The following is a 24411-nucleotide window of genomic DNA, read 5'->3' as shown; positions in this document are numbered from 1 at the left end:
CTTTTTTAATATTTTGAATATAATTTGCCAAAAAATAACATTTGGGAGTAAAAAACAAATGGTGCCCGAGGTCGGCTACTAAAAAATTTCATTTGATATCTATTTTTAGATATATTTTATTCTATTAGTAACCCACTGAGTAACCCATTACTTTACAATTCAATATATGCACAGCAACGGTTTCTTTTAATCCGATTAAAGTCAATATTAGTATATTTTTTATATTTCCGATTAAAATTAATACGATGTCGACTAATGCTCCGATTAAAAGCCATATGTTTAATAAGAGCAATAGCTTTTATTTGGTTGTTTATTGCGGAGAAAAGATATAAATACTTTTTGCTATTTAGTATCTTAGTAAGAGCAAATAACATTCCAAACTTATGTATTTTTTATTTTTATGTGAAATTATGATAAAATACAAAATATAAGGAACTTCACTTATTTTTTTGCTTTAATTTGATAAGAGTAGAAAAATGTTTAAAAATGAAATAATTAATAATGCTGTACCTGCAAAGATTTTTATAAATAATCTTGGATTATATGATAATTTTCATAGAAATGTTAATGATATTAAAAGTGGTTTTAAAGTTAAAAGAGTTGGTGGAAATTTCTTTATTTTGCTACCTGAATGGTTTATGAAGATAATTGAAGCTGGCTATAGTTGTTATGCTATTAAGGCTTATGATGATTTTGAATATGAATTTAAAGTATCGCTTACAAAGAAAACCGAAATAGGTTTTTATAAAAGATGAATACGTATAAATTTTGCAAATGCGGAAAGAAGATACTCTCGCATTTGAGTAAGTGTTCTGAGTGTAAGATAACAACTGTTAGAAATCAAAATAAACACTATGATGCTTTCAAAAGAGATAGAGATAGCTCTAGTTTTTATCATAGTGTAGAGTGGAAGAAATTACGTTCTAGTTTTATTAATGACAATCCATTTTGTTTTAAATGTGGAAGATTTGCAAAAATTGTTGATCATGTTATCCCTATAAGACAAGGTGGAGAAAAACTAAATGTAACAAATTTGCAAAGCTTATGTATGACTTGTCACAATAAAAAAACCAAAGAAGAATTAAAAGGGGTAGGGGGTTAAATCTCTATAAAATCGATATTCTGGTCACCGACCGGCTAGTCGCGAAAAAATGCGAGCTATTTTTTTTATTGCGTGTGTAATTGACTAACTAATTAACCAATAAATACCAAGTTTAAAATATGAATAATTGGGGCTTGTGTTTTAATTTCTTTTGCATGTTTTCCTTATGTTTAACGCCCAATTAACTAATACGCACTTTAACGCCTTATGTTTTGTGTAAAATCACTAAAAAGAAAGGTGTTAATGCAAAAAGAATTTTTAAGTTGTGATGAGGTTTTGCAAATACTAAATATTAATTCTAAAGAGTATTTGAGTAGATATTTAAAGAAAAATGGAGTTAAGGTTTTAAGAGGAAAAGCTAAACCTTACCCAAAAGAAGAAATACTAAAGTTAGCTAAAAAAAGACAAGATGACAATCACCATAACTCAAAGCAAAATGAAATAGCACTTTTTATAGATGAAAGTATTATAAAAGAAAAACCAAAAAACAAGCAAATTGTTAAAAACAAAGAAATAAGTGAAATTAGCTTAAATTTTCCAACAATAGAGCAAGAATTGGCTCAAAAAGTAAAAAACGACTTAATTAATTTAGGAATTTATGATGATCTTGAAGATGATATTATTAAAGTATATGCTAAAAATCTTATTTTACTAGAATGCTCAAGCAAAGAGGTAGAGAAAAAAGGTTTTTGCACTACAAGTGATAAAGGAGTGCAGATTATCACTCCCGAGCTAGTTGCTTTTAACTCTCTAACTAAAAATGTAATAGGCTTGGCTAAAATTTTAGGCATCGGTGCTCCAAGTAGAACAAGAGTAAATCCAAAAGAGAAAAAAGAAAGCTCTCCTTTTGATGTTTTATTGGGGAAAGAAGATGAATGATATCAAGTTAAGATCTAGAGAAGATATTTTAAATTATGCTAAAAAATATATCAAAATAAAAAACGAAGAATTTCAAAATTCTCCATTTTATATAGATGAAAAAATAGCCTTAAACGCAGTTGTTTTTGTATCTTTATTAAAACATACCGATGGAGAATTAGCAGGAAAGCCATTTGCTCTTTTAAATTTTCAAATAGAGTTTATAATAGACATTATTGCTACATATTCAAAAGAAAAAAATGCTAGGAGGTATTCTTACGCATTATTATTTATTCCGCGAAAAAACGGCAAAACAGAGCTTATAGGAGCTATTTTGCTTTACTTTCTTTTTGTGGATAAAGAAAAAGGAAAGAAAATATATTGTGCTGCAAATGAAACTGAACAAGCAAAGTTAGTTTTTAATGCAGCTTCATCTATGATAAGTCAAGAAAAGCATTTGAATGATATGTGCTATCAATATAAGACTTATAGGGAAATTCGTAAAAAAAATACAAAGTTTGAAGATTTTATAAAGGTTTTGACAGCTACTAGTGAAACTAAAGATGGATTAAGACCTTATGTTTTTATTTACGATGAGCTTCATGCTGCAAAAGATGGAAAATTATACAAGGTCTTAGAAGAAGGAACGGCAAGTCGTTCTAATTCTCTTTGTATAGTAATATCGACAGCAGGTTATAACCAAAATTCAGAGATGAAAAAACAATATGATTATTGTAAAAAGGTTGCTTGTGGTATTATAAATGATCCTTCTACATACTCTAAAATTTACGAACCAAATGAAGATGATGATTGGCATGATGAAAAAGTGTGGGCTAAAGTAAATCCTGCTTTAGGGTATGGAGTTAAGATAGAAAAATTAAGAGAATATTTTGAAAAAGCAAAATCAAATGCAAACGATGAGGTTAGTTTTAAGACAAAGCATTTAAACATATGGACTTCAAATGCTGGTGCTTTTGTAAAAGATGATGATTTTATGAAGTGTAATCTTGGAAAAATAAATTTAACTTCTGATGTTTTTATGGGAATAGATCTTTCAGCTACGACAGATTTGACTGCACTAGCTATAATCTGCGAAATTGATAAAATTTTACATGTTGATTTTAAATTTTATGCACCTAGACTGTGCGCTGAGCAAAGAAGTAGAAGAGATAAGGTTCCATATTTAGAATGGGCTAGACTTGGATATCTGACTTTAACACCAGGTAATAGTGTAGATTATGATATATTGATAGAAGATATTATTTGTTTTAGTAAAACACTTAATATCAAAATGATAGGTTATGATCCTTGGAATAGTACTGAAGTAGCCAAAAAACTTAGTGAAGAAAACTTAGAATGCGTACAAATTAGACAAGGTTTTGCAAGTATAAGCGAACCGCTAAAAGAGTATCAAATAAGAGTATTAAAACAAACTATAAACCACAATGCAAATCCTATTTTTAGATGGTGTAATAATAATTTGGTAATAGATAAAGATGCAAGAGAAAATATAAAACCTGATAAGAAAAAATCAAGTGAAAGAATAGATGCAATTTCAGCTTTAGTAACTGCCATAGCGACTAAAAATACCTTTGCAAAACCTCAAGAAAGTGTTTATGAAAAACGGGGTATTAGGAGTTTGTAAAAATGGTTATTATATTTGTTTGATTATGTATTGTGTATTTTCTTTGATTAAATTATACTTAGAAATTATGTTTGTAGTGTTAAGTATGGTTATTCCTTTATTAGAAATTTGTTTCATTAAAGCTTTTACTGATGCTGAATTTGAAATTACGTGTTTTCTTTTGCTGGTAATAGCAGAACAATATTTTTTCTTAAAAATTAAACCTTTTTTTTGCAATTCATCTACTGTAGTTAATATTTGCTGATAAGCACAATCTAATTCTTTGCCTTTTAATTCGATAAATATTGTAATGTTTTTTATTTCATCTACAGCCATATAATCACATTTTTTATGTGTGCTTTGTTCTGAAAAATAACCTTTATCTAGTTTGATTTTGAACATTGAAATATCTTCAGCAAGTATGTTTAAAGAGAATATTTTACCTTTTTCAGAACAAGTTAAAATACCATTTCTTTCTTTGGTGTATGGACCTATATAATGATTTTCAAATTCTTTAAGCCATGATAAATCTCGTGTTGTTTGCTCTTGATTCATAAATCCTCATTTTGTAGATTTAATAAATCAGTGTAATCGTTAGAAAGTATTTCTGCTGTTTTATCCATTTCTTGAGTGTTAATAAAATACTCTTTTTTATCAAGAATAGAAGCAATAGTTCCTTCTTCTAATTTATATATTTCTATATCATTTATATCTAATCGAAGTAATTCTTTTGGTATGATTTTTTCTATTTTACCCATTGTAAATAAGTTTTCTTGTTTGTGCAGTTGTATTCCAGTTAGTATGTTAGATAGATAATAGAGTATAAAAGGACTATGTGTTGATATTATAAAGTTTAATTTGTTATATTTTATTTCAGTTTCTTCTAGTGTATGTGATAAAAATGATTTTAAAATAAAATGTAAAATTTCTTTTTGATGTTCAGGGAATAAGCTTAATTCTGGTTCTTCAATAAAAATATTTGTTTGTTGTGCTTGTGGTTTAGACGGTATATCTAGATTAATCTTTCTTTCTTGAGATGTTTCTTTTAATAAATAAGATATAATAACTTCTATTATAGATGCTGATTTAACCCCTGATGATGCATTTTTATAATTAATTGTATAATCTTTTGTTTGTAGTAAAAAATCATTTGTGACCTTATTTAATTTTTGAAGAAGTTCTATATTGAACATTTCCAATTTATAGGAATTATCATTAAATTTTAAACCTCTCAAAAAATATTCCATTGTATTGTTTAAAATTTCAGATATACGAATGCTTCTATCAAAATTATAACTGAGAATGTCTGGTATAATATAGCGTAAATCCGAAATAAAAACTTGTTCAGATACTATTTGGGTATTGTAAAATATTACTACTTTGTTGTTTTGCACCTCGATAGTGTTATTTATTGAAGTGTATATAATTTCGGTATCATTATTAAAAAAATCATCAATTTCGCATATATTAAAGATACGACCAATTTCATTTAAATCAAATTCGATTTTATTCTCACCGAATATATTTTCACTATATTGTTTATTGTTTATTAGAAGAGTTAGATTGTTTATTATAATATCAAAACTATATATTAATTTCATTAAAATACTTTTACCAGATCCACTTTTTCCTATTAGAATGGTAAAAGGTTTAATTTCTATATTGATATCTTTTATAGGACCAAAATTTTTAATTTTAAGTTTTTTCATCATAATATATTTTACCATTTATTTTTTATAATAATTTAAAGCAAAAAATATTCCTATTTATATCCTATACCTACTTTATAAAAGGTTTTATAGATTTTGAAATTTCATCTAATGATAGATTTTTAAGCTTATCTGATATGGTAATAGTAGCCTTTTTCTAAAAAATTAGAAAAAGCTAAAGTTTTATATCACATTCATTTAAAATCAAAGTAAGAGATTTTCTTTTTGAAAAATCTGCAGTAGTTACTATAGTGTATCCCTTTGCTCTTATTTTTTGCAAAATATATTTTGAAATATTAAATTGAGTATTTAAAAAATTTAAATGATTTTCAGACATAGGTGTTTTTCTTAAACACAGAAAAAAAGGATTTTTATCGTTATTTTTATTAAACTTCAAACCATTCTCAAATTCATGATCTTTATAATTGCTTTTTTGAATATCATTATCTATCATATGTTTTTTCATATTATCATAAAAATCTTTTAGATTACCATTTTCCAATATCTGTCTTAATATTTCTTTTGGGAGATCATTTAAATAAGGATTTTTTACTATCAAATTATCAATATTAAGCGGTGTGAAATAATAAGATTTTTCATAACTTAGCACAAGGAATAAATTGAAAGTATTTTTATAATAATCAAAATAAATATTAACTTTTACTTGATGATATTGATAGCTTAGTTTTAAACAATCTTCGGGCTTTTTAAAAGCTGACATTAAATATTTTTGCTTCAAAAACTCTTTTATATCATTCATTTTTATTTCTTTTATTGTGTATTTTTCTACTTCATTTATAAGACGATCGAAGCTTTTTTGCTGTTCGTAATTTTTAAGCCAACTGTCAACCCAAATAGGAATGGGCTTATTATTATCATTCCAATTACTCACACTACTATAAGCTAAACCGGTTATATTGCAAAAATCTTGTCTTGTAAGTCCTAGACTTTTGATTTTTTCATCAAACTCTTTTTTTAGCATAAATTGTCCTTAAATTTTATTATCATAATTATACCAAAATATACTTAAAAAGTGTGTATAAATAAAAATACTTATTAAAAAAGTAAAAAATATTGACAATAATATCAAAAAAGTATATAATAATGCTATGTTTTTACCTAATAAGTAAAAATAAATCAAAAAGAAAGGAGTAAAAGATGAAAAAGCTAAGATTACTCGCACTAATCTTACAAACAATATTTTATATTGTAGCTTTACTTAAGCTTTTAACAAGCTAAAGTAACCCCCAGTGCGAGGGGGTTTTCATCTTTGAAACAAATTATATCAAAAAAAGGTTTAAAAATGGATTTTAATTTTATACTTATTATTATTTTAGCTGCTTGGGTAGGAGTGTGCGAAATACGCATTAATAAACTTGAAAAAAGGATAAAAGATGAATAATTTAGTTGTTATAAATGGACAAAATGTAGAGTTGGAAGTGCAAGGAGCCGACCAAGTTACTTGCACTTCTTTAAGTGTGGCTGAAGTATTTAATAAAAACCACAAGAATATTATACGCAAAATAAATGAATTTCCAAAGGATAATTTTACTAAGCTCAATTTTGAGCCGAGTAAATATACTGATAGCACGGGTAGAGTTTTACCTTGCTACAAAATCACTCGAGATGGTTTTTCTTTACTTGTTATGGGTTTTACAGGCGAAAAAGCTTACAAATGGAAAATCGAGTTTATCAAAGCTTTTAATGAAATGGAAAAATGCTTAAAAAACTTAGAGCAAGAAAACATGCAAAAACTAGCTTTTAGACAAAGCTTAGGTTATAAATCTCAACTAGTACAGCAGAAGAAAAAGTATGAAAATGAGATTAAAGCTTTAAAATGCGATTTAGAGCATAAAAACGAGTTAAGCTTTAAAAGAAAGCTTAGCAATGAAGAGTTTTTGGAACTTAGAAAATTTCTAGCTAGAGATTATGAAGCTGTTATTATAAACAAAAATGGTTTTTCCTTGTTTGCCCAAACTATATCAAGAAATTTTTATCAACTAGACAAAGAAAATGATTTTTTAATTTACAAACAAGTTTGTTCTAAGTTAAAAGAAAAATTACAATACTATCAAAACTATGATTATTACCAAAAAGTTTATATAAACAATCCATATTTTAGATAATTTTATAGTCTAAAATACCAAATACGCATTCTAACGCCTCAAAGTTTTTTTAAAATACTTAAAAAAACGAGGCTTTGAATGCTAGATAAAATAAAATCATTTTTTAAAACACAAAAAAGAAATCAAGATTATCATACCTTAGAGTTCCTTTCAGGAGAAAAGGTAAATTCTGATGAGCTTTCTGCTGTAATTGCAGCTATATCAAACATAAGCGAAACTATAGCTTCTTTGCCATTAAATCTATACAAAAAAGAAAAAAATGGCTCTATGTTAGCCACTAATCATCCTTTGTTTGATCTTATAAAAATTGCACCAAATGAAACCATGACACCATTTACACTTATAGAAGCTTTTATGGTGCAAATGCTTATTTATGGAAATGGTTTTTTATATCCTATGCGAAAAAGAAATGGGCAAATTTGCTCCATAGAACTTATAGAAAACAAAGATATTTCATTGTTTAAACAAAGTGGAAAATACTTTTATAGTGCATACTCTAGCAATGGCAGTGTTGTTTTAAGCTATGATGAAATAGTCAATGTTCCATACCACACAAAAGATGGTGTCAATGGAATAGCACCTTTAAGAAAAAGTAAAACCACAGCAAAGTTAGATACAGCCATAGAGCAACATGGACTTAGCTTTTTTCAAAATGGTGCTTTTACAAGCGGTGTTATTACTGTTCCAAATGAGCTTAGTGATCAAGCATATGATAGATTGAAAAAATCATTTAAAGAAAACTATAGTCAAAAGAAAGCTTATAACATATCCATTTTAGAAAGTGGCTCTACATTTACTCAAACTACAAGCGCAAATAAAGATAGTCAATTTATAGAAAGCAAACAATTTCAGATTATAGAAATTGCAAGATTATTTAACATACCCCCGCATAAGCTAGGAGATCTTTCTAGAGCAACATTTTCTAACATAGAACAACAAGAAACAAACTACATGGTTCAAACAATCACGCCTCTTACTACAAAAATAGAACAAGCATTTAATCGCTTTTTGCTTACTAAAAGCGAATGGGGAAAATATTATTTTAAATTTAATATCAATGCTATTTTAAGAGCTGATAGTGCTTCAAGATGGGAAAGCTATACAAAAGCTTTAAACAATGGAGTTATGAGTATTAATGAGGTTAGGGCGTTAGAGGAGATGAACCCAATTAGCAATGGAAATGAACATCTTATAGCATTAAATTTAGGAAAGTTAAATGCACTAAAGGATGAGGTTTGGGAGAAATAGAAGTAGAAGGTCTTGTAGAATTAATGAAAGATTTAAACACACTGAGTAATTCATCATTATCAAAAGCTGCTAGAAAAGGCGCTATGAGTGTAAGCAAGGAAATAGCTAAGGTTTATAAAAAAACAGCACCTAAAGAAAGTGGTCTTTTAAGATCAAGTGTTAGGGCTGTTACAAGTAGAAATTTAGAAAAAGGTGTTTATAGGGCAGCTGCTGTTGTATTTAAAAAGAAAAAAGTAAGCCAAAAAAGATATGAAAAACTAAAAGGTTTTAAAAAATGGACTTTAGAGAAAAAGAATGAAAAGAAAAATAAAATAGAGTATTTTTCTAGTGCTTATTATGCACATTTTTTAGAGCATGGATTTTGGCATAGAGGAGGAAAAAACAAAAAAGGTAAAACAAGTTTTGTAAAAGGATATAAAACTATGGAAAATGCTACAAAAAAAATAGAACCAAAGGCAGATATTTTAGTTCAAAACGAATTAGAAAAAGAATTAAAAAAATTAGGGTTTTAAATGAAAATGTACAAAGAATTTTTAGTCCGCTTTCTACAAAATTTAGAAAATGAATTAAAACTAGATATTTATCCTATAAAAGCAACTATAGAAAGTAAAGAAAATTTTATAGTTTATGAAATAAGCAATGAAGAAATAGTTTTAAGTATTGATAATAAATTATTAGTAAAAGAAATAGAAATATCCCTTACCATATATAGCAAAAAGTATCAAAAGTTAAGAAATATAAAAGAAGATTTGGAAAATTTATTGTTTAGTATAGATAAAAAGCCAACAGATATACTCATAGCCGGAGAAGATGAAGAAAATGGTTTTTTTCAAAGTAATATGTTTTTAACTTTTAAATTTTAATACGCTTTCTAACGCCTCAAAGTTTTCTTAAAATCTATTTGTATTTTATTGCAAGGAGAACCAATGCCAAAAGAAAAAATAATTTCAGAAGCACCAGATGTTCAAGGTCTTAGAGTATTAGTTTTATCTCGTGCTATGGAAACAGCCGGATCTACACCAGTACAAGCAGGTTTTTTAACTAGCATTTCAGGACTTAAAGGAGGAAGTAGGGAAAGTCAAAAATTAAGCCCAATTAATGACAGAGATTATGAAGAAATAAATGCAGTAGGTAAAAAAACAAGTGCCACTGTGAATATGTCTTTGCTTTATAAATTTGTAAAAGATGGAAAAACGCAAGATTTTGAAGGTGTAAATTATCTTGAAAAGGCTTTTGAAGAAAATGAAGAAGTTTTTATTATTGTTGAGGTTAATGATGAAAGAAAAACAACTTTAAAAATCAAAATGAAAATAACGGGTTTTGAAGTTACCAGCGAAGCTAATAATAAATTTAGCGCAAATATTACAGCAGAAAAAATAGGAGAAGCAAAAGACATCACTCCTTTTAGATTTGAAGAAGGAGATAATATAGAGCATACTAGCGATGCGTTAAATGTAGGTGATGTTTATGCGGATAAAAAATCAAAAACGATCTATTACTATCCAAATCCAAGCACACTAAAAACGCCACAAACTAATGATGAAAGACTTGTATATATCTTTGATAGCGTTAGAGGTGTGTGTCCATATGCTAATAAGCAGATTTTTAATGAAAGTAAAGAATTTATAGATAGTGAGCAAGAACATGAGGATAAATGGGTAAAAGAAGATGATGAAAACATCATTCATGAAATCAAAAATGAGCCAACTCAAGGTCAAACTTATGAAGAATTAAAAGGCAAGACAATTTATTTTTATCCAAATCCTTTATCTCTTACATATCCAGCAAATAAAGATATAAGAAAAAAATACACATGCGATGGAAGCAGTGGTGTGGCTTCATCTGCCACTGAAGAAGAATTCAACATTAACAAATTTACACAAAAAGGAAGAAAAAAATGAATTTAAAAGATTTTTTACAAAACAATTCTCTTAAAACAAAGGAAATTAATATTGATGGCATTGATGAAAAAATAACCATAAAACAACTTTCTATGTTAGAGCAATATGAGCTTATGAAAAATCATAAAATAGAGTTTAAAAAAGATAGTAAAGAAGGTGATGATATTAATGAAATCAATATAGAAGCTATAAGCAACAACTCTAATTTTAGAACCGAAGTTGTCTTAAAAGGACTTGTAGAACCAAGATTAAGTAAAAAAGAAATTACACAGCTTAATCAAGCCGCACTTGCTGTTATTTCTAAAATAGCTGATGAAATTTTAACCTTTAGTGTAGAAGTCCCAAAGCAAGAGAGCAAGGGCGATTAAAATATCGCCTAGCCCTTGCATTAGGAAAAACAATAGGCGAACTAGAGCAAAGCATTACCCAAGCAGAATTTAATGAGTGGATGGAGTTTTTGTCTAATGAGCCTTTAGCTTGTGATAGAAATGAAATACAAATCAGCATTTTGCTTAGTATGATTGCATCTTTTATGGGAGTTAAAAACAAATGTGAAGATTTTTTACTAAGTGAGCATTTGAAGCCATCAATTAAGCAAAGTGCTAATACAAATCAAAATATAGATTTAAAAAAATTAGGTTTAGATTTTTTAGAACTTTTAGGATAATAAACTATGATCAATCTCCACGATAAATTCTTTTTCATTTGGGTTTTCTTGCAAAATTTGACAAAACTGAACTTTTATATCGTGATTAAAAAGATTGTTTTTTATACCAAATTGCATAGCTTTTGCACTAAGCAGAGCTTTTTGTGGTTTGTTTTCTTTAAGAAAAATATCAACAGCTTTAGTAAAGCTAGCAAGTTCTTCATCAATAATCTTTTCTTGAAATTCTTTTTTACTCTTAGTTTTAGCCATAAAAAACACCACAAGCAAAAACAGCAAAGTTATAAAAGTAAGTGGCTCATAAGAGTAAAAAAACATTCTAATACCTTTTTTTGTTTTCATTCTAGCTAAATTATATATAAAAGGAAATTAAAGTGGCAAAAAATGTAAAAGTTGGTATAAGTGTTGATACAAATAAAGGAGTGGTTAGTGTTAATAAGTTAAACCAAAGCTTTGTTAATCTAAATCAAAAAACAAAAGATACCAAAGAAAGCTTTTTGGGTCTATCTAAAGCGATACTAGATATGAATGCACATTTTGTACAAAGCTATCATGGTTATAAAGCTATGTTTGATAGCGTGAGTAATTATGCCAAATCTTTTATAGAATTAAATGCTCAATATGAAAAAACAAAGAAGAATATAGCTTCCTTAATAGCTGTAAATTCATCCAATGTTACATCTTTTGGTAAGACACTAAATATACAAGAAAAATATCAATTGTCATTAAAACAAAGTGCTAAAACACTAGAGCAGTTTAATAATTTATCTGCTAAGTCAGGATATGCTGTATCAGATTTAGCGGATATTTTTTCTAGTTTTTATGCAGGTGCTTCAAAAAATATGAATTTTGATGAAAGTATAAAATCTTTTGAAAATTTAATGCAAACTCTTAAAATATCAGGTCTTGGAGTAGAACAGCTGAAAATGACAATAGATGGTCTTGGAGATGGAGCTGTATTATCAAGTTCTGATCTTGGTAGGTTTTTAAAACAAATCGGACTTACTAACGAAGCTATTAAAGAAGCTAATGCAAGTGGTAATCTATATAATTTAATTATTCAAAAAACAAGTGAAAATGTTAAGGTTGCTCAGCTAGCTCTTGGAGGATATGAGGATAATGTTAGACTTCTAAAGTCAAATATAGATAAATTAAAAAGAGAGTTGAGTAAGCCTATATTTGAAAGTGTAAATGAAAGCTTGTTAAAGCTAAATATTTACATGGAAGAAAATAAAGATAGTATTTCTAGTTTTATTAAAACTTTTCAGAGTTTAACACCTATACTTATTAATGTTTCTTTGGCTTTTGCTAGCTTAAAGGCATACTCTAAAATAGCTCCGATTTTATCTAAAGGATTTTTAGAACTAAAAGCTTCGATACTAGATACTAAAAATGCTTTATATCTACAAAGAGTTGGGTTGCTTTCTAATACTCAAAGTATAAATGAAATAAATAAAAGAACTATTGTTTTATCTAGGGGATTTAAAGCGTTATCAAATGTTGCCAAGAATGCTATACCTTTAGTTTTAATAGAAAGGTTGTTTGCTATAGAAGATGCTTTAGATAAAGCGTATGAGAAAACAGAAAAGTTAAATTCTTCTTTTAAAAGAAAAATTGAAATTTTAGATATAGAAGATTTGAAAAAACAAAAAGAGCAATTAGAAAAAGAGTTGGAAAGTATATCAGATATTGGAAGCTTTCAAAACACAATAGGAAATTTTTTAAAAGAATATTCATTTGAAATCATAGGAGATGATTATAAAAAAGCAATCTCTTATCTACAAAAAATAGATTTTTCTTTTATGGGGGCTATTAGAGAACAAAGTGTTGAAGATGCAAGAGAGATAGCAAATATTGCTCAAAAAATAGCATTTTTAGATGATAAAATTAAGCAAAATGCAAAAGAGGAGATAAAACTAAAGAGTGTTGAAAAGCTCAATAAGGAGTTAAAGGATGCAGTTGAATTAATAACAAAAATTCAAATTCCAAAAATAGAAAGCCAAGAGTTAGAAAAAACAAACAAAGCTTTAGATGATTTAAATAAAAAATTATTAGAACTTGTCAGTATTAATAATTGGGAGCAAAATAATGCTTTAGTAGAGCAGGTAAACATTATATCTAATGCATTAGCTCATGCTGTTAAAGCTGATGAGGTTAAAAGAATACTAGATCAAGAAGAAAAAGCAAAACTTGCTCAAGAAAAGCATACTCAAATCATAAAAGAGCAAAATCAAGCACTCAAAGAACTTTCACAAATCACTATGAGTGAGTATGAAAAAAGCTTGGAATCTATCAATGAAAAATTAAAACATTTCAAAGAAATAGGTTTTGATAGTAAAACTATACAAAAAGCTAAAGAAGAAATGATTGTAGATCTTGATTTAAAAGAGAGTGAAAAAGAATTTCAATCCTATAAGAGTTTAATGCTTGAATTTTATGAAAGTGTTGGTAAAAAACAAGAAGCTTGGGCTTTGAAAGAAATAGAATTAAGAGAGAAATTTGTAGATATTTTAGATAAAGAAGATCTCCAAAAACTTATAAAGACGCAAAAAGAAGCTTTTCTAAATGTAGAAAAAAATGCATCAAAAACATTTAAAAATGTAGAAAATGATTATCTTAAGATGATAGCAAATATGCAAAGAACCATAGAAAGTCGTTTTTTTGATTTTATAGAAGGAAAAATAAAAAATTTAAAAGAATTATTCATAGGTTTAGGCAAATCTTTAGCTATGGATATGCTATCACCTGCTATTAGTTCTATTAGCGGATCAATATCAGGCATTTTTACAAATTCATTAATGGGTGCGAACAATTCTTATCAAAATATTAGTTTAATTTCTCAAGATTTAGGTTTAAAAAAAGATAATAATGGAAATTTTACCGGTGTTATAGATGGTAAAGAAGTTATTATATCTTCTAATGGAGAGGTTAAAAAAGGACAAGATGTGTTAAATGGTGTATCTAATGTGCTAAGTGGATTTAATGCATTAGAAGGTATTTTAAGTGGCTCTACATTTGAAAAAATACAAAGTTTTAGCAGTTTTAATTTTAGCAGTATTGGTGATAGTTTTACTTCTGTGTTTCAAAATTTTTCTAATTTAATAAAAAATATAGGAACACTAGGAAGCAATATTTTAAGTTTAGGAAGTGCATATCTTGGTAGTTTTTTTGGAGGGACTGCTTTAACTTCTTTTAGTTCTGGTGCTTTATGGAGTTCTTTAGGTATTGGTGGTATAAATGGAGCTTTAGCCGGTGGTATTGGTTCTACTTTGGGTTTTGTTGGTGGTTTAGCTACTAATGCATTAAGTGGTGGTCTTTTGGGTTATGGTATAGAAAAGCTTGGAGATATGTTATTTAAAGCTGATACTCATGCTGGAAGTGGTGGTGCTATAGGAGGAGTTTTGGGTTCTTTAATAGCACCTGGTATAGGTACTTTGGTAGGTGGTCTTTTAGGTAGTGTTATAGGTGGAATTTTTGGAAAAACTAAAGCTACCGGAAGTGGTCTAAGACTTTGGCAAGATATAAATTTTAAAGATCATTTTTCACAAGGAAATTTGCAAAGCTATATTGATTATCAAAAGAAAGGGTGGTTTAGTAAAAAAAGTTGGACTGAATATCAAAATATAAATGATAGAAAGATAAAAGAACTTAATCTATTTTTGGATAATCAATATGCATTATTAGAAAGGTTAGGGGCAAATTTAGACAAATACGAAATAAACGCAGGGAAATATAGTGGCAATTCTCTTATAGATACAGCCGTTCCAAATGCTTTATTAAAAAGTTTTTTAAATACTGATGATAATGAATTAATTAACGAACAAATCAAAGCCATACAGCAAGCTGCTAAAGAAGCAAATATATCTTATGCACAGCAACTTTCTAAGCAATTTGGTCAGTTTATGAGTATGCAAAGTAATATTTTAAGTCAAATATATAAAAATGATCCTGTGAAGGTGGCAAAAATTACTCTAGATGATACCATGTATGCACTAAAAACTGCCATTAGAAATGTAAGTGGTGGTTTTGATATCTTAGGGTTAAAAGAAGATGAATTTAAAAATATTTCACAAATTTCACTAGATAAACTTAATGAGGCTTATAATGAAAGCTTAAGAAATGATTTCTCAACTGAAAATGTAGAAGCTTGGGAGCAATTATTACAAGCTTTAGCAAGTGCAAATGAGCAAGTAAATAACATCTTGCAAACCATTATTAATAAAACAAGTGAATTAATGCAGATAAATCAAAGTTTTGCAGGTGTTAATGGATTGGATACTAGTGTTTTTAAAGTTAATGATTTGCTTAATCAGTATGCTACTATAATGGGTGGATTAAAAGATGATCTAAGTAAAGAAGAACAAGATATTTTTAAAGATATTTTTAAAGATATTTTTAGTGCTAATGATAAGTTGTTAGAGCTTGGATATGAAGGAATAAATGATTTTTTAAGCACTGGTAATACTGAACTTAGAAAACAATTAATAGCCATTATCACTTCCTTTGAACAAATAATGAAAGAGCAAGGTGGTTTAGTTTTTTCATCAGAGCATTTGAATGAGTTAGCTAAGGTTGATGAGCTTATAAAAGCATATGAAGATGAGAATTCAAAAGAATATGCCAAAATTAAAATTAATGAAAACAATAAACTTTTAGAAAATTTAAACAATCAAAAAAATATTTTATCATCTCTTGCTAGCTTTAGTGATAATTTGATTAAGCAAACTATTCAAACACCTCAAATGATAAGTAAAAACTATGAAAAATTACTAAAAAAAGCTAGCGATGATTTTAAAAATAATAATTTTAATTCATCTTCCTTTGAAGAACTAAAGCAGGCAGCAAGTGCCAAAGCAAATGACTTAAGAAATTCATCATCTTATGAAGAATATCAATTTCAAATGTTAAAAATGGCTAATGATATGAAGGATTTAGGAGGTGAAGCTGATTTAAATACAATACAAGATGAGATTGCCAAAATCACATTAGAAAATGAAAAATTAAATGAAAAACTTCAAGAAACTATAAAAGATACATCTTCTATGACTTTAGAAGAATTAAAAAAATATAGAGAAACTCTTTTAGAGCAAAGCCAAAAAGAAGTTCAGGAAATGATTAAGTATCTTGGAAAAGATTCACCTATAGCAAAATACTTAGAAGGTATGATTAAAGAATTAAAAAATGGTAGTACTTTAAGTGTGGCTGCTATAGAAAATTTAAAATATGCTTTGCTTGCGTATCAAAACAATTCTAATAAAGTAGATAGTGAATTAAATCAAGAAATAAAAAACCCTAATAAAAAAGCGCTCGCTTTTGCAGATGGTGGAATAATAACACAAAAAACAAATGCTATTATAGGAGAAAATGGATATCCTGAGGCAGTTATTCCGTTAAAAGATGGTAAGGGATTAAAGGTTGATGTTTCTAATATATTTGAAAGATTAGAAACAGCTCTTTCTAAAGGTATAGATAATGGCTTTAAGCAATTAAATTCTAAATTTGATGGATTAATTACAAAAGTAGACAATGTAGATAAAGGCATTAAAAGACTTTGTATGGATATGTCAATTCTTACAAAACAAACAAGAGAAATTGTAGAAAGGATTGAGAAATGATTATAGTAAGACCTTTGGAGTTTATCATAGAGCAAAATACCATAAGCAAAGATAATACAGCTATTTGGGATAAAGATAAAACATATAAGATCAACGATGAGGTTTCTTTTAAGGGATATATTTATAAAAGTGCTAGCGATGAAGACAAACATGAAGAACCAGATGTTTATTTCGATAAATGGGTAAAAATGCGTCCTACAAATGAAAATGCATGTTTTGATGATGAGGTAAATACGCAAAGTAAAGACAATAAAACTTGGAGTGTTATTATAGATGTTAAAGAAAGTTTTGATGCCTTAGCTGTATTAAATGCCAATTTATCCAAGATTAAAATACAAACATTGGATAAAAGGGTTATTTATGAAAAATCACTATTTTACAGAAAATCTCGCACATGGTGGGAATATTTTTTTGGTAGATTTAAAATCAACAAAGATGATTTTATATTTTTTAAATATCCCATTAATTCTAAAATAAAAATAACATTCTATGCTCTAAATGATATTGCTAATGTTGGACATATACTTTTGGGTAAAAAAGAAAAATTAGGTATTACTATACACCCTGCTAATCTTACTTATCTTAATTATTCTAAAACAAACACAAATGAATGGGGACATACTACTGTAGTAGATGGTAAAAAAGCGAAATTTTTAGAATTTATAGTTGCCTTAGAAAAAGCTTATTTTGATTACTATGATGATTTAATTGAAAGCATTTATAATAAAAAGACACTATTTATTGCAGATGAAAGTGAAAATGGGTTTAAAAAACTGACCACTTTTGGTATTTTAAAAGATTATTCAGCTCCTATTGAAGACTATGACTTTTTACAAATTAAATTAAATATACAAGGTTTGATATAAAATTTTTATATCAAGCTAACACGCATTTAAACGCCTCAAAAAATTTATAAAATCTATACAAAACATATTTTAAGGAAAAATATGAACTTTGTTAGATCAGATACTGCAAAAATAAGAAATATAGACAGTGATAATAATATATTAAGTTTTGTCATGATTTCAAATTCTAATGCTTGTAAGCGTTGGGATTGGGATATGGGTGAATACCTTGAGGAATTAGATATCTCAGGTGCAAGATATAACGAATTAAGAACGCTTTTTACAGACCATAATCCGAGCGTAGATAATGCTATAGCAAAAATTGAGAATATAAGAGTTGAAAATAACGAATTAGTTTGTGACTGTATTTTTGCAAAAGATGAGAGAAGTCAAAATATTTTTAAAAAATACAAAGATGGAATTTTAAGTGATGTATCTATCGGATATAAAATCTTAAAACAAACTATAGATAAAGACAGCAATCCCAAGAAAGTACTTGTAAATGAGTTTGAAATTTTTGAACTTAGTGCTGTTTGGAAAGGTGCAGATAAAAATGCAAAAAAACGCTTTTTTGATGAGCAAACACAAAAAGAAGCTAAAGCTTTAGCTCAAGCAAGAGAACGCGAGTTAGAGCTTATGATTAAAACACTTTAAAGGAGAGATAATGCAAAAAATAAGAGAAGAAATAGGTGCTTTACATAAGCAGATGTTAGAGCTTTCTAATAAAGCAAAAAATGAAAAAAGAGCATTTAGCACAGATGAAGAACAAAAATATAATGAAATGCTTAAAGATTTTGAAAGCAAACGCAGCGAGCTTTTAAGACTTGAAGAAGAGCAAAAAAGAGAAAAATTTTTAAATGAAGTTACAAGTATAAGATTAGAACAAAATCCACATCCACAAAAAGAAGAAGAAAGAGACTCTATGAGATCTTTTGTTAAATACTTAAGAAGTGGAGTTATAGACACATCCTTGCAAAGAGATGCATTAAACGAAGCTTCAGGTGATAAAGGCGGTGTTTTAGTTCCTACAACATTACAATCAAAAATTAGATCAAAATTGACAGATCTTAGTGTAATTAGGAAAATAGCTACTGTGCAAAAATCATCCACAAATCAAGATATACCTATACTTGAAGATATAAGTGGTTTTGGTTGGATTGATGAAATGGCTAGTTTTAATGAGGCAAGTGCTTCTTTTTCAAAATTAACTATTGGAGCATACAAATTGGGAGGTATTATTAAAATTAGTGAAGAATTACTAAATGATAATATCTCAAATTTAGAAAGTTTTTTAATTAGAAAGAGTGCTGAAAAAATTGCACAAGCAGAGGAAGAAGCATTTATAAAAGGCGATGGAAATAAAAAACCAACAGGTATTGTAAATACAAAAACAAAATATGAATTAGCAAGTAATAGTGGCATTACAAGCAATGATGTAATTGATGCATTTTTTACATTAAAAAGTGCATATAGATCTAATGCATGCTGGCTTGTTGGGGATGATTTTATGAAAGCTCTTTATAAATTAGTCGATGGAGATGGTAGACCTTTATGGATGCCAGCGCTTAGTTCTGGTGGATATGACACTATTTTAGGTAAAAAAGTAATATATTGTTCTTCATTAGATGGTTTTGGTGCTAATAAAATTCCTGCTATCTTCGGTGATTTTAGTTTTTATGAAATTTGGGATAGAGAAACTATGAGTTTTACGAGATTAAATGAATTGTATGCTCAAAATGATTTAGTTGGAATTAAAGTTAGATCAAGACTTGATGCTAAATTAATCACAGATGAAGCAGTTTGTAAAATAGTAACTCCTTCTTAAAGTCTAAGTCATGAAAAAAGTTGAATTTTTATTTTGTTTAAGTGGTGATGTTTTTTATAGAAAAGGTGATGTGGTAGAGCTTAATGATAAAGAAGCTCTACGACTTCAAAAGAGAAATATTGTAAAGATACTTATAGAGCAAGAGCAAGTAGATGAACAAGTAGATGAACAAGTAGATGAACAAGTAGATGAACAAGTAGATGAACAAGTAGATGAACAAGTAGATGAACAAGTAGATGAACAAGTAGATGAACAAGTAGATGAACAAGTAGATGAAGCTCAGCAAAAACAAAAAGGTAAGGGCAAAAAATGATTATTAAAGAATTAAATGCACCTGAAAAAACTCTTATAAACATAAAAGAATTAAGAGAATTTCTAAGAATAGATAGTGAAGTTTTTGATGAAAGCATAAAGCAGTCTTTAAAAGCTGCCATAACAGAATTTGAAAACAGAACTAATCGCATATTGGTTGAGAATAATTATGAAATATCTTTTTTCAATGAAAGAGTTGTGTTAGCCCCATTTAATTCTTTAGAGAATGCACAATTCAAAGCAGAATTTAAAACAAATTCCAATGTTTTGTATTGTGAAGGTAGTGGAAGAATGATTGTTAATTTAGGTTATGAAGAGCTTCCAGAAGATATAAAACTTTGGCTTAAAAACTATTGTTTGCACGCTTTTGAAAACACAAGTTTTCCTAATATAAGTAAAGCTCTTATCAATAGATATAAAATATCCTTCTTCTAAGGTTTTTAAATGAAAGCAAAAGAACTTAGACATCGTTTAAAAATATATAAAAAAATGCAAAGTAAAAATGAATTTCAAGAGCTAGATTATGATGAGGTAGTTTTTATAAAAGAAATATTTGCAAGTTGTAAAAATTTAATCGTTGAAAATAAAGAACAAGGCAACATAACAAACAAAACTTCTTTTTGCGAGTTCGAAGTTAGATTTTTAGAGCTTGACATGTCTTATCTGATCGAGTTTGAAGGTGATAGATATGAAATTTTAAGCATACAAGATGAGGGTATGAGTAAAAGATTTTTAAAAATAAAAGCGAGAAAAATAGATGATTACAACTAAAATCAGTCAATTACCATCACCACCAGATTTAGAAAATCCTATAGATTTCGATAAGCAAGCAGATGCCTTTGTAAGATCTTTAAACCCTTTTGGAAAAGAATTAAATAGCTTGTCAAAAGAAATTAATGAGCTTAGTGAATTTATTTCTCAAAAATCAGATGAATTGGTGTCTTTTATAAACTTAAAACTAGAAGAGATTGATTTAGAGGCAAATGAAGAAAAATTAAAACTCTTAAAATATGCAAAAGAATTAGAGCAAGCCTTATTTTTACATACACAAAATAAAACAGAAGAATTGCTAAGTTTGATAGATGAAAAGGGTTTTGAAATTATAGAAAGAATAAATGATAATTACTTAGGGGCTGATTACACTGCTTTAAGTCAATCTTTAGCTCATAATATTTCTATTGAGCGTTTTTTATGGGAAAGCAATATGATAAAGCTTAGCCAAAAAGAAATACCTAACAATGAGCAATTAATCATTGAAGTTTTAAACAACAAAGAAGATACTAAACATACTATAAAAATTTTAAAAGACTTATTAGATCTGCTTAATATGCAAAATGAAATAAATCAAATTTTTAAAGGAGAAGAATAATGAATCAAAAGCCTACACCTCTTATGCTTTATACAATTTTAGAACAAGCAAGTAAAGATATCATAGCTATAAGAGAATACTTGTACAATAGCAAAGAAAAAATAGATGAACATATATTAGAACATATTGATAAATTTGAAGAAAAGGTAAAAGAAGCTATAGCTTCTTATGAAGCTTTAAGCAAAGAAAAGCTTGAAATTCTTGAAGAACTTTATAAGCAAGTGGTTTATCCTTTTGATTTTGCAAGTAGTGATAATGAGCCGGTTAATCCTAAATTAAACCAAGTATGGTTTAAAAAATCAACAGCACAAATATTGCAATTTTTACAAAATCCGACAATAAACTTTATTCAAAAAACACCACCAAGTCAAAAAAAAGAAGGAAGTGTTTGGTTTAAACCTCTTGATGATGAAAACATTATGCAAGGGGAGATTTATGTTTGTGAGAAAGTTTTAGATAATAAAGCTTGGGTTAATCCTGCTTTGCCAAAAGAATTAAAACCTGCTTTTATCAGCGAAGAAGAACCAAGTGAGGCTAATTTAGGTGATATTTGGAAAAAGCAAAGCACCGGAGAATATTTTGTATATGTACAAACTAGTAGCGGTAAAACTTGGACAAGTCCTGAAAATCCAAGTGTTTATATTCCAACTCACACCAGCGAAGAAGAACCAAGTGAGGCTAATTTAGGTGATATTTGGAAAAAGCAAAGCACCGGAGAGTATTTTATACATATAAGAACAACAGATGATAATGCTTGGATTTTAAAGCATGATTTAAAGATAGAGCCATATATTTGGGTTGATCAAAAAGATGAAAATATTAAATATATACTTTCTTTGCTTGGTGATTTGCAAAATAAAGATGATGTTCAAGAAAAACATGAGAATGAAGTATTAGAAAAAGAACAAGAATTAAATAGTAAAAAAGATGAATTAGAAAATATAAAAAATCAAATTCAAGAAGAGCTTAACAAAGTTCCACCTGGCGATGTATCTTCTTTAGAAGAAGAAAAAGCAAGACTTGAAGAAGAGATTAATCAAATTCAAAAAGATTTAGATGAAAAAAAAAGAGGAATTGGAGGCTATATTAGAAGAAAAAAGACTTGTAAATAAAAAAATGTTAGATGAGGCTTTGAAAACAAAAGTTTCTATAGAAGGAAACAAGACAATAAACGGAAATATAACTTTAAGTGGTGCTTTAACGGCAAATGGAACTACTAATTTAAATGGAAATACTACTTTTAAGCTTATTCCAAATTGTGCAGTTAATCCAACAGCTGATAATCATTTAGCTAGAAAGTGGTATGTAGATTATGGTGGTGGTATTAAAAATTTAGGAACAGTAGGTTCAACAAACATAGACTTAAGACAAGCTCAACATTTTATTTTAACAGCAAATGCAAATACAGAGTTGGGTATAGCTAATTGGGGTGGGGCAGGTAAAAGTGGAACCATAACCATAAATAATTGTCAAAACATAAAATCTTTTAAAGCACCATTTAAATTTAGAATAGCACAAAGTGGTTTTAGTGGAACTGAGACCTTTGCTTATTTTTGCATAGCAGCAAATAACATCAGATTAGTAAGGTCTTAATATGAATACTCTAATGCTTGCAAATTCAATATTTCAAGTTAATTTACCTCCAGAACTTGGCGGAGGCGTGGCTAATTATAATTATATGTTTAGTTTAAATAATCTAGTAAGACCTAATGAATATGTTGTGCCTGCTAATTTAGCAAATAAAGAAGTTTTAGTTGTAGGAGAAGTTTGGACTGCAAACAACATGAATAATAAAACTTCAGCAAATTCTATTGATATAACTTGGAATAATTATGCTAATTCGCATCGTTTTTATGGTCCATCAAGATCATACACAGCTAATAAAAAAATACCAGTGAAAGCAAAAATAAAATTTGGAGCTATAAACTCAAATAAAATTAGATTTTCTTCATATCAAACAGGTAGTCACAACGCACAAGCAGGGTGGAATACTAGCGATTGTATTTTGCAATGTCGTGGAAACTTGACATTTTATTATAACTAAGGAGGAAAGATGTTTTACAAGATAGATGATAAGGCTTTTTTTAATGAAGATGTGTATTTAAAAAAAGTTATTATTAAAGTAGATGAGGAAGAATTAGAAGGAGAAGATACTTATTTTTTAAGTAAATTAAATGATGATGAGCTTAAAGCTCTTGGTTTTGCTAGAGTGAGTGAGCAAGAATTGCCAAGTTTTGATGAAAAAAGCCAAGAGCTTGTTAGAAAAGAAGAATTTGATGAGCTAAGTAATATCTTTCATATAAAATACGAAGTACGCCAAAAAAGCTTAGAAGAACTAAAAACAATCAAGCTTGATGAAATAAGAGCTAAAAGAGATGAAGCTTTAGAAGGCGGACTTATTTATAATGAGCATGCTTTCCAAACAAGAGAAAAAGACAAGCTTAATATCAATGGAGCTGTAACTAATTTAATGCTTGATATGCAAAGTGGAACTAACTCAATTTCTGAAATCATTTGGATTGATGTAAATGACGAAAAAGTAACTTTTACACCACAAGATTTTTTAAAATTTGCTTCAATGGTAGCTTTTCATACCCAAGAAATTACCTTTAAAGCAAATATTTTAAAAGAAAGAATAGAACAAGCTGAATCTGAACAAGATTTAGAAGCTATTGTTTGGGAGGATTAATGTGTCGCATTTAGAAAATTCAGCCAATATAGCTTTATTTGGAGGTTCTTTTATCTTAGCTTTTTTCTTTCAGTTTTTAGCATATACTGGTATTAAAGAAGCTCAAGCTTTTACTTTGTTTATTATTTTTATATTTTCAGCAATAGTAGGTTTTTGCAGAACTTTAGCTTTAAATGAGAGTACTAAAGTTTATACCTTTTCTGATCTTTTGTCAAAGTTTTTAATGTTAGGAATACCTTTTATGTTTGCTTTGGGTGCAAAGCAAATAGATGCTTTATATTATTTTGTAGATTATAGTTTTAGCTTCTTGATTTTAGGAGAAATCCTTTCTGTAATGATTAATATTCAATGTATAAAAACAAGAAAGGCAATAGCTGAAGTAGACATTTACAATATTGCAGTTGAGAAAATAAAGAATTTTTCAAGCGGTTTTTTAAAAACAAATACTTATATAAAAGAAGAAGAAAAGGGTAGGCAAGATGATAAGAAAAACACTTAAAAGAGTTATAGTTAAACCTTTTGGT

Annotated in this window: 28 protein-coding genes; 24 read left to right on the top strand and 4 right to left on the bottom strand. The window is 28.1% G+C overall.

Annotated features, from left to right (window positions below):
- Positions 1-476: 476 nt before the first annotated feature.
- The 4 genes from L8W69_RS08550 to L8W69_RS08535 all read left to right on the top strand — a co-directional run bounded on the left by L8W69_RS08550 (position 477) and on the right by L8W69_RS08535 (position 3605).
- Positions 477-755, top strand: coding sequence for a hypothetical protein (locus L8W69_RS08550; RefSeq protein WP_012661579.1), 279 nt, complete (start codon positions 477-479; stop codon positions 753-755).
- The gene (locus tag L8W69_RS08545) at positions 752-1102 is read left to right on the top strand and encodes an HNH endonuclease (protein ID WP_066006913.1); all 351 of its coding nucleotides are present in this window, start codon (positions 752-754) and stop codon (positions 1100-1102) included. The genes L8W69_RS08550 and L8W69_RS08545 overlap by 4 nt, the downstream gene beginning before the upstream one ends.
- A 243-nt stretch (positions 1103-1345) precedes the next feature.
- The gene (locus L8W69_RS08540) at positions 1346-1981 is read left to right on the top strand and encodes a P27 family phage terminase small subunit (protein WP_263666924.1); all 636 of its coding nucleotides are present in this window, start codon (positions 1346-1348) and stop codon (positions 1979-1981) included.
- On the top strand, positions 1974-3605 hold the full coding sequence (locus L8W69_RS08535) for a terminase large subunit (protein WP_012661576.1): 1632 nt from the start codon (positions 1974-1976) through the stop codon (positions 3603-3605). The genes L8W69_RS08540 and L8W69_RS08535 overlap by 8 nt, the downstream gene beginning before the upstream one ends.
- 9 nt (positions 3606-3614) lie before the next feature.
- On the opposite strand, the gene L8W69_RS08530 is transcribed toward L8W69_RS08535, so the two are convergent.
- From L8W69_RS08530 to L8W69_RS08520, 3 genes are all read right to left on the bottom strand, one after another.
- Entirely contained in the window at positions 3615-4139 is a 525-nt protein-coding gene (locus tag L8W69_RS08530; protein ID WP_263666922.1) for a hypothetical protein, read from the bottom strand.
- Positions 4136-5296, bottom strand: a complete 1161-nt coding sequence (locus tag L8W69_RS08525) for an ATP-binding protein (RefSeq protein WP_263666921.1) — start codon at positions 5294-5296, stop codon at positions 4136-4138. Before L8W69_RS08525 ends, L8W69_RS08530 begins: the two co-directional genes overlap by 4 nt.
- Before the next feature lie 172 nt (positions 5297-5468).
- A complete protein-coding gene (locus tag L8W69_RS08520) occupies positions 5469-6275 on the bottom strand; it encodes a hypothetical protein (RefSeq protein WP_263666920.1) in 807 nt (268 codons plus the stop codon).
- A 412-nt stretch (positions 6276-6687) separates the two neighbouring features.
- On the opposite strand from L8W69_RS08520, the gene L8W69_RS08515 reads away from it, so the two are divergent.
- From L8W69_RS08515 to L8W69_RS08485, 7 genes are all read left to right on the top strand, one after another.
- Complete coding sequence (locus L8W69_RS08515) at positions 6688-7419, top strand: Rha family transcriptional regulator (RefSeq protein ID WP_257399145.1); 732 nt, start codon at positions 6688-6690, stop codon at positions 7417-7419.
- 78 nt (positions 7420-7497) lie between these two features.
- Positions 7498-8667 (top strand): phage portal protein, encoded by a 1170-nt coding sequence (locus L8W69_RS08510; RefSeq protein ID WP_263666919.1) that lies wholly within the window; start codon positions 7498-7500, stop codon positions 8665-8667.
- Positions 8655-9179 carry an HK97 gp10 family phage protein gene (locus L8W69_RS08505; RefSeq protein WP_257942465.1) on the top strand — a complete coding sequence of 175 codons (525 nt, stop codon included), beginning with the start codon at positions 8655-8657 and terminating at the stop codon, positions 9177-9179. The genes L8W69_RS08510 and L8W69_RS08505 overlap by 13 nt, the downstream gene beginning before the upstream one ends.
- Positions 9180-9530, top strand: coding sequence for a hypothetical protein (locus tag L8W69_RS08500; RefSeq protein ID WP_257942466.1), 351 nt, complete (start codon positions 9180-9182; stop codon positions 9528-9530).
- 63 nt (positions 9531-9593) lie between these two features.
- Positions 9594-10568, top strand: a complete 975-nt coding sequence (locus L8W69_RS08495) for a hypothetical protein (RefSeq protein WP_220568433.1) — start codon at positions 9594-9596, stop codon at positions 10566-10568.
- Complete coding sequence (locus tag L8W69_RS08490; protein WP_139493091.1) at positions 10565-10936, top strand: DNA repair protein; 372 nt, start codon at positions 10565-10567, stop codon at positions 10934-10936. The genes L8W69_RS08495 and L8W69_RS08490 overlap by 4 nt, the downstream gene beginning before the upstream one ends.
- A gap of 80 nt (positions 10937-11016) precedes the next feature.
- Complete coding sequence (locus tag L8W69_RS08485; protein WP_214126405.1) at positions 11017-11235, top strand: hypothetical protein; 219 nt, start codon at positions 11017-11019, stop codon at positions 11233-11235.
- On the opposite strand, the gene L8W69_RS08480 is transcribed toward L8W69_RS08485, so the two are convergent.
- A complete protein-coding gene (locus L8W69_RS08480) occupies positions 11227-11550 on the bottom strand; it encodes a hypothetical protein (protein WP_066006897.1) in 324 nt (107 codons plus the stop codon). The two genes, L8W69_RS08485 and L8W69_RS08480, sit on opposite strands and share 9 nt — an antisense overlap.
- Positions 11551-11606: 56 nt before the next feature.
- Between L8W69_RS08480 and L8W69_RS08475 the strand changes: the two genes are divergently transcribed.
- From L8W69_RS08475 to L8W69_RS08415, 13 genes are all read left to right on the top strand, one after another.
- Complete coding sequence (locus L8W69_RS08475) at positions 11607-16847, top strand: hypothetical protein (protein ID WP_263666916.1); 5241 nt, start codon at positions 11607-11609, stop codon at positions 16845-16847.
- Entirely contained in the window at positions 16844-17713 is an 870-nt protein-coding gene (locus tag L8W69_RS08470) for a hypothetical protein (protein ID WP_263666915.1), read from the top strand. The genes L8W69_RS08475 and L8W69_RS08470 overlap by 4 nt, the downstream gene beginning before the upstream one ends.
- Positions 17714-17794: 81 nt before the next feature.
- Positions 17795-18346: an HK97 family phage prohead protease gene (locus tag L8W69_RS08465; RefSeq protein WP_214098822.1), complete on the top strand. Its 552-nt coding sequence runs from the start codon at positions 17795-17797 to the stop codon at positions 18344-18346.
- Between the two features lie 10 nt (positions 18347-18356).
- Positions 18357-19517, top strand: coding sequence for a phage major capsid protein (locus L8W69_RS08460; RefSeq protein WP_012661561.1), 1161 nt, complete (start codon positions 18357-18359; stop codon positions 19515-19517).
- Positions 19518-19527: 10 nt separating this feature from the next.
- Complete coding sequence (locus L8W69_RS08455; protein WP_263666914.1) at positions 19528-19830, top strand: hypothetical protein; 303 nt, start codon at positions 19528-19530, stop codon at positions 19828-19830.
- Positions 19827-20264 (top strand): head-tail connector protein, encoded by a 438-nt coding sequence (locus L8W69_RS08450; protein ID WP_263666913.1) that lies wholly within the window; start codon positions 19827-19829, stop codon positions 20262-20264. Before L8W69_RS08455 ends, L8W69_RS08450 begins: the two co-directional genes overlap by 4 nt.
- Before the next feature lie 9 nt (positions 20265-20273).
- Positions 20274-20600, top strand: a complete 327-nt coding sequence (locus tag L8W69_RS08445) for a head-tail adaptor protein (RefSeq protein ID WP_263666912.1) — start codon at positions 20274-20276, stop codon at positions 20598-20600.
- Complete coding sequence (locus L8W69_RS08440) at positions 20587-21198, top strand: hypothetical protein (RefSeq protein WP_257395770.1); 612 nt, start codon at positions 20587-20589, stop codon at positions 21196-21198. The genes L8W69_RS08445 and L8W69_RS08440 overlap by 14 nt, the downstream gene beginning before the upstream one ends.
- Entirely contained in the window at positions 21198-22310 is a 1113-nt protein-coding gene (locus L8W69_RS08435) for a hypothetical protein (RefSeq protein WP_263666911.1), read from the top strand. Before L8W69_RS08440 ends, L8W69_RS08435 begins: the two co-directional genes overlap by 1 nt.
- Positions 22255-22791: a hypothetical protein gene (locus L8W69_RS08430; protein ID WP_263666910.1), complete on the top strand. Its 537-nt coding sequence runs from the start codon at positions 22255-22257 to the stop codon at positions 22789-22791. The genes L8W69_RS08435 and L8W69_RS08430 overlap by 56 nt, the downstream gene beginning before the upstream one ends.
- A 1-nt stretch (position 22792) precedes the next feature.
- The gene (locus L8W69_RS08425) at positions 22793-23242 is read left to right on the top strand and encodes a hypothetical protein (RefSeq protein ID WP_263666908.1); all 450 of its coding nucleotides are present in this window, start codon (positions 22793-22795) and stop codon (positions 23240-23242) included.
- A 9-nt stretch (positions 23243-23251) separates the two neighbouring features.
- On the top strand, positions 23252-23887 hold the full coding sequence (locus L8W69_RS08420) for a DUF4376 domain-containing protein (RefSeq protein ID WP_257395772.1): 636 nt from the start codon (positions 23252-23254) through the stop codon (positions 23885-23887).
- A gap of 1 nt (position 23888) precedes the next feature.
- Positions 23889-24386, top strand: a complete 498-nt coding sequence (locus L8W69_RS08415; RefSeq protein ID WP_012661553.1) for a hypothetical protein — start codon at positions 23889-23891, stop codon at positions 24384-24386.
- Positions 24387-24411 lie beyond the last annotated feature (25 nt).

The organism is Campylobacter sp. CNRCH_2016_3089, assembly GCF_025772505.1.
GTDB lineage: Bacteria > Campylobacterota > Campylobacteria > Campylobacterales > Campylobacteraceae > Campylobacter_D > Campylobacter_D lari_D.
This window is presented reverse-complemented; position numbering and strand designations above follow the sequence as displayed.

What these genes read in the sequence shown, in the direction of transcription:
- L8W69_RS08550 (WP_012661579.1), top strand. Translation starts at nt 477, where the DNA reads ATGTTTAAAAATGAAATAATTAATAATGCTGTACCTGCAAAGATTTTT.
- L8W69_RS08545 (WP_066006913.1), top strand. Translation starts at nt 752, where the DNA reads ATGAATACGTATAAATTTTGCAAATGCGGAAAGAAGATACTCTCGCAT.
- L8W69_RS08540 (WP_263666924.1), top strand. Translation starts at nt 1,346, where the DNA reads ATGCAAAAAGAATTTTTAAGTTGTGATGAGGTTTTGCAAATACTAAAT.
- L8W69_RS08535 (WP_012661576.1), top strand. Translation starts at nt 1,974, where the DNA reads ATGAATGATATCAAGTTAAGATCTAGAGAAGATATTTTAAATTATGCT.
- L8W69_RS08530 (WP_263666922.1), bottom strand. Translation starts at nt 4,139, where the DNA reads ATGAATCAAGAGCAAACAACACGAGATTTATCATGGCTTAAAGAATTT.
- L8W69_RS08525 (WP_263666921.1), bottom strand. Translation starts at nt 5,296, where the DNA reads ATGATGAAAAAACTTAAAATTAAAAATTTTGGTCCTATAAAAGATATC.
- L8W69_RS08520 (WP_263666920.1), bottom strand. Translation starts at nt 6,275, where the DNA reads ATGCTAAAAAAAGAGTTTGATGAAAAAATCAAAAGTCTAGGACTTACA.
- L8W69_RS08515 (WP_257399145.1), top strand. Translation starts at nt 6,688, where the DNA reads ATGAATAATTTAGTTGTTATAAATGGACAAAATGTAGAGTTGGAAGTG.
- L8W69_RS08510 (WP_263666919.1), top strand. Translation starts at nt 7,498, where the DNA reads ATGCTAGATAAAATAAAATCATTTTTTAAAACACAAAAAAGAAATCAA.
- L8W69_RS08500 (WP_257942466.1), top strand. Translation starts at nt 9,180, where the DNA reads ATGAAAATGTACAAAGAATTTTTAGTCCGCTTTCTACAAAATTTAGAA.
- L8W69_RS08495 (WP_220568433.1), top strand. Translation starts at nt 9,594, where the DNA reads ATGCCAAAAGAAAAAATAATTTCAGAAGCACCAGATGTTCAAGGTCTT.
- L8W69_RS08490 (WP_139493091.1), top strand. Translation starts at nt 10,565, where the DNA reads ATGAATTTAAAAGATTTTTTACAAAACAATTCTCTTAAAACAAAGGAA.
- L8W69_RS08485 (WP_214126405.1), top strand. Translation starts at nt 11,017, where the DNA reads ATGGAGTTTTTGTCTAATGAGCCTTTAGCTTGTGATAGAAATGAAATA.
- L8W69_RS08480 (WP_066006897.1), bottom strand. Translation starts at nt 11,550, where the DNA reads ATGTTTTTTTACTCTTATGAGCCACTTACTTTTATAACTTTGCTGTTT.
- L8W69_RS08470 (WP_263666915.1), top strand. Translation starts at nt 16,844, where the DNA reads ATGATTATAGTAAGACCTTTGGAGTTTATCATAGAGCAAAATACCATA.
- L8W69_RS08465 (WP_214098822.1), top strand. Translation starts at nt 17,795, where the DNA reads ATGAACTTTGTTAGATCAGATACTGCAAAAATAAGAAATATAGACAGT.
- L8W69_RS08460 (WP_012661561.1), top strand. Translation starts at nt 18,357, where the DNA reads ATGCAAAAAATAAGAGAAGAAATAGGTGCTTTACATAAGCAGATGTTA.
- L8W69_RS08455 (WP_263666914.1), top strand. Translation starts at nt 19,528, where the DNA reads ATGAAAAAAGTTGAATTTTTATTTTGTTTAAGTGGTGATGTTTTTTAT.
- L8W69_RS08450 (WP_263666913.1), top strand. Translation starts at nt 19,827, where the DNA reads ATGATTATTAAAGAATTAAATGCACCTGAAAAAACTCTTATAAACATA.
- L8W69_RS08445 (WP_263666912.1), top strand. Translation starts at nt 20,274, where the DNA reads ATGAAAGCAAAAGAACTTAGACATCGTTTAAAAATATATAAAAAAATG.
- L8W69_RS08440 (WP_257395770.1), top strand. Translation starts at nt 20,587, where the DNA reads ATGATTACAACTAAAATCAGTCAATTACCATCACCACCAGATTTAGAA.
- L8W69_RS08435 (WP_263666911.1), top strand. Translation starts at nt 21,198, where the DNA reads ATGAATCAAAAGCCTACACCTCTTATGCTTTATACAATTTTAGAACAA.
- L8W69_RS08430 (WP_263666910.1), top strand. Translation starts at nt 22,255, where the DNA reads ATGAAAAAAAAAGAGGAATTGGAGGCTATATTAGAAGAAAAAAGACTT.
- L8W69_RS08425 (WP_263666908.1), top strand. Translation starts at nt 22,793, where the DNA reads ATGAATACTCTAATGCTTGCAAATTCAATATTTCAAGTTAATTTACCT.
- L8W69_RS08420 (WP_257395772.1), top strand. Translation starts at nt 23,252, where the DNA reads ATGTTTTACAAGATAGATGATAAGGCTTTTTTTAATGAAGATGTGTAT.